Here is a 1,242-nt window from a genome sequence, read left to right as displayed (position 1 = left end):
CGACGCGGTCCGCGCGGCCGTGCAGGAGCTCGGTCTGCTGGAGCGGTCGTTCGCGTGGGCCGGGCCGGCCCTGGCGGCCGGCGACCCGGCGGCCCTGCTCAGCTCCGTCTGGGACCTCGCCAGCGTGGAGAAGCGCTACCTCGGCTTCATCGACCGGTTCGAGGCGGAGGAGGTCACGAGCGACCGCGAGGCCTTCGTCGCGCAGGTCCAGTTGATCCAGGAGTGGCGCCGATTCCCCTTCCTGGACCCCGACCTGCCCGTCGAGCTGCTCGACCACGACTGGCCCGGTCCGCGGGCGGCAACGATCTTCCACGACCGCCGCGACCGGTGGCACCGCCGAGCCCAGGTCGAGTGGGACCGGATGGACCGGGCCGCCGGCGACCGCAACTGACCCGCAGGGGTCAGGGGCGGCGGCGCAGGGCCAGCGAACCGACCACAGCCAGCAGCACGCCGACCAGGAAGATGATCGTGCCCATCACGTCCGCCTGGGGCGGCACGCCGAGCCTGCTCGCACCCCACACCCACAGCGGGAAGGTGAGGGTCTGCCCAGCGGTGAACTGGGTGATGATGAAGTCGTCGATGGACAGCGCGAAGGCGAGCAGCCCACCGGCCGCCACACCCGGCACGATCTGCGGCAGCGTCACCAGGCGGAAGGTGGTGAACGCACCGGCCCCCAGGTCACGGGCGGCCTCCTCCGTCGCTCCGTCCATGCCCGCCATCCGGGCACGCACGGTGATCGCCACGAACGGGATGGTGAACATCACGTGCGCGATGACGATGGTCCAGTAGCCGCGAGGCAGCCCGACGGTGATGTAGAGCGACAGCAGCGCGGCGCCCAGGCCGATCTCCGGCGCCGCGATGTTGGCGAAGAGCACCAGGTCGGTCAGGCCGTGCCCCCGGTAGCGGTAGCGCGCGAGGGCCACGCCCATCGGGGTGCCCAGGAGCACCGCGCAGATGGTCACGACGATGGCGATCGTGAACGAGTTGACCAGTGCCTCGGTGAGGTTCGGGATGGCGAAGACGTTCTGCCACCACTTGAAGGTGAACCCCTGCCAGCGGAAGTTGAACCGGCTCTGGGTGTCGTTGAACCCGAACGCCGCCATCACGACGATCGGCAGGAACATCCACGCCAGGATCAGCCAGGTGTAGACGCGTAGGAGGCGGCCCTTGCCCCGGGGCCTGCGACTCGGACGCGGCTCGGCGGCCGGGTCCTCGCCGCGCGTGCGCTCGGCCGAGCGCACG

General features: G+C 71.0%; 2 protein-coding genes. One reads left to right on the top strand and one right to left on the bottom strand.

Annotated features, from left to right (window positions below; all coding sequences use genetic code 11):
* Positions 1–391: PaaX family transcriptional regulator C-terminal domain-containing protein (locus tag FRW57_RS21785; RefSeq protein ID WP_275263251.1), on the top strand; the 391-nt coding region annotated here is incomplete at its 5' end.
* A 10-nt stretch (positions 392–401) separates the two neighbouring features.
* On the opposite strand, the gene FRW57_RS21780 is transcribed toward FRW57_RS21785, so the two are convergent.
* Positions 402–1,242 (bottom strand): ABC transporter permease (locus tag FRW57_RS21780; RefSeq protein WP_203230489.1); only part of this gene is annotated, 841 nt, incomplete at its 5' end.

Source organism: Segeticoccus rhizosphaerae, assembly GCF_009192725.1.
Lineage (GTDB): Bacteria > Actinomycetota > Actinomycetes > Actinomycetales > Dermatophilaceae > Segeticoccus > Segeticoccus rhizosphaerae.
This window is presented reverse-complemented; position numbering and strand designations above follow the sequence as displayed.